The 2,544-nt window shown below is 72.4% G+C and carries 3 protein-coding genes, 1 tRNA gene and 1 pseudogene; 1 reads left to right on the forward strand and 4 read right to left on the reverse strand.

The features are described 5' to 3' along the window. Window positions 1-240: acyltransferase (locus tag I5G_RS20615; RefSeq protein ID WP_036326279.1), on the reverse strand; the 240-nt coding region annotated here is incomplete at its 3' end. A 129-nt stretch (window positions 241-369) separates the two neighbouring features. On the opposite strand from I5G_RS20615, the gene I5G_RS25705 reads away from it, so the two are divergent. Continuing rightward, window positions 370-543 (forward strand): hypothetical protein, encoded by a 174-nt coding sequence (locus tag I5G_RS25705; protein WP_022878000.1) that lies wholly within the window; start codon window positions 370-372, stop codon window positions 541-543. 61 nt (window positions 544-604) lie between these two features. On the opposite strand, the gene I5G_RS04550 is transcribed toward I5G_RS25705, so the two are convergent. The 3 genes and pseudogenes from I5G_RS04550 to I5G_RS04560 all read right to left on the reverse strand — a co-directional run. Continuing rightward, window positions 605-677: transfer RNA gene (locus I5G_RS04550), tRNA-Asn, on the reverse strand. Between the two features lie 62 nt (window positions 678-739). Beyond that, window positions 740-1,513 carry an ATP-binding cassette domain-containing protein gene (locus I5G_RS04555; RefSeq protein WP_022878001.1) on the reverse strand — a complete coding sequence of 258 codons (774 nt, stop codon included), beginning with the start codon at window positions 1,511-1,513 and terminating at the stop codon, window positions 740-742. 54 nt (window positions 1,514-1,567) lie between these two features. Further along, a pseudogene (locus tag I5G_RS04560) lies at window positions 1,568-2,544 on the reverse strand (DNA primase); the annotation flags it as partial.

Consider the following 2,544-nt stretch of genomic DNA (forward strand, 5'->3'; position numbering starts at 1 on the left):
GGCGGGGAGCAGCCCCCGGATCCGGCGCGCGAAGAACGCGCGCAGGTCGATCGAACCGGTGGCCGCGAGATCGCGGAGCAGGATGCCGGTGCCGAGGAACCCCGAGAGGACGAAGAACACGTCGACGCCCGCGAATCCGCCGGTCGGCCACCCCGCCAGGTGGCTCGCGACGACGCCGAGGACGGCCAGCGCGCGGAGTCCCTGAAGGTCGAGACGCGTGCGGGTCGGGGCGGTGGGCACGGGCGGCGGCATCCTCTCGGACCGCCGGATGCGGCCGGAGCGAGCTTACTGGAACCGCTCCCAGGGCACCGACCAGGAAGCGCTGTCAACGGGTTCGACGGCGGCGGCGGTCCGTGATCGCCTGAGCGCATGACCGAACAGGACCGCACCCCCATCCCCGACCCGGCAGCGCAGAAGACCGACCGGCACGACACCTCGATCGTCCCCGACATGGAGGCGAACCCGGCGGAGGCCGAGGAACACCGCCTCGACGACGAGCTCGACACTGCGCTCGATTCGGACCAGGATCCGGGCAAAAAGTAAGGCCCGGGGTGGAAGCCCGGGCCTAGGGTGAGAGCCGCGTTAGATGGACGCGGGTCTCTCGCTCCCCGGCTTGGACTCGAACCAAGAACCTATCGGTTAACAGCCGATTGCTCTGCCAATTGAGCTACCGAGGATCATGCCCGCCTGGCGGCGGGCAACCAGACGATACTAACAGCACCGCGGCGCAGCGGAAAAATCAGCCGGCCGAAATTCGTCGGTCGGGCGCGCCGTCCGGCGTCCACTGCAGACCCTCGGTGCCGTGACCGTACGCGACGACGTGGCCCGCGCGCAGCACGAGGACATCGGCATCCAGGTCGCGCGGGGCGTCCGAGTCGTTCGTGACGACGAGGGATGCCATTCCGCGCTCGTCCCGCCGGCGGGTGAGCGCTGCGCGCACCGCTTGCCGCACCTCGACGTCGAGGTTGGCGTAGAGGTCGTCGGCGACGAAGAGCCGCGGCTCGAGCACCAGGGCGCGGGCGAGCGCGACGCGTTGCCGCATGCCCGCGCTGAGCTCGTACGGGTACTTCGGCGAGGCACCCAGCGGCAGCTCCATCTCGTCCAGCAGCGTCGCGACGCGGACTGCGAGGGCGCGCGTGTTCACGCGGCGGTCCCGCGCGGTGATCGGTTCGGAGATGACCTCGTGCACCGTGAGTCGCGCCGGCAGGTTCGCGCCCGCACCCTGCGGCAGGTACCCGGTGTGGAACGTCCACTCGCGCAGAGCGCGACCGGGATGCCGCGCTGAGATGCCGTGCACGCGCGCATCTCCCCCGACGACGGTCAGTCCCTCGTCGGGACGACCCGCGAGCAGCGAGGCCAGCGACGTCTTCCCCGAGCCGGTCGGGCCCATGACGACCAGGCTGCCCGCGGCCGCGAGCGTGAAGGTCACGCCGTCGATCACACGGACGCCGTTGCGGGCGAGCGAGAGGTCGTCGGCACGGACGGCGACGGCGGTGTCGAGGGACCGGGGCATGCTGACATCCTCCCCGACCCGCGGCGTCCGCGCCAGCCGATGGGCCGCGGGGCGTCAGCCCGCGGTCAACCGCTGCCGGTCGGCATCCAATTCGCGCAGTCGGAGCCGCAGACGGCGACCCTCCTCGGAATCGGCGGGAACGCGCTGGATGCCGCGCAGCAGTTCGTTCTTCTCGCGCTCCAGCTCGCGCACGAGGAGTCCGCGCGCGAGGTCGTTCGCGGAGGCCACCGCGCCCTCCTCGCTCCGCGCCGGGAACTCGGCCGTGAGCAGTTCCGCGGCGAGCGTCCGGAACGGCTCCCGCACCGCCTCGACCGCGGCGACGGCCCAGCCCGGCTGGGACAGATCCGTGGATGCCAACGTGCTCCGCACCGCCTCGAGGGCGGGGTGGCCGAACGGGGTCTGCAGGGCGCGGAGGAACAGGTCGGGTTCGATGCGGTGCCCGTACTGCAGGAACGCCATCATCGCGCCGCGCTCGAGGGCGACGTCGCGCGTGTTCGGGAGCGACGCCATCGTCACCGAGACGGCGACGGGCGCGGGTGCCTCGGCTCCCCCGCGCTGCGCGTCGCGCTTCTCGGCCCGGTCGGCGCCGCGCGCCGCGCGCTCGACGGCGCTCTGCACCTCGGGGATGTCGAGACCGAGACGCCGCGCGAGCACCCGCACGTACCCGGGCCGCAGCGCCGGGTCGCGGATGTCCGCGACGATCGGGGCCGCGGCGCGGAGCGCGCCCGCGCGTCCCTCGACGCTGGAGAGGTCGTAGTCCTTGAGCCGCTGGTCGATGACGAACTCGAACATCGGCGCCTTGTTGTCCATCAGCGCGCGCACCGCGCCGTCGCCGCGCTGCAGGCGCAGGTCGCACGGGTCGAGACCCTCGGGCGCCACGGCGACGTACGTCTGCGCCGCGAAGCGTTTCTCGTCGGCGAAGGCGCGCAGCGCCGCCTTTTGGCCGGCGGCATCCGGGTCGAAGGTGAAGACGACCTCGCCCGCGGCGGTGTCGTCACCCATCACGCGCCGGAGCACCGTGATGTGATCGC

Origin of the sequence: Microbacterium sp. B19 (assembly GCF_000333395.1) — a bacterium.
Taxonomy (GTDB): Bacteria; Actinomycetota; Actinomycetes; order Actinomycetales; family Microbacteriaceae; genus Microbacterium.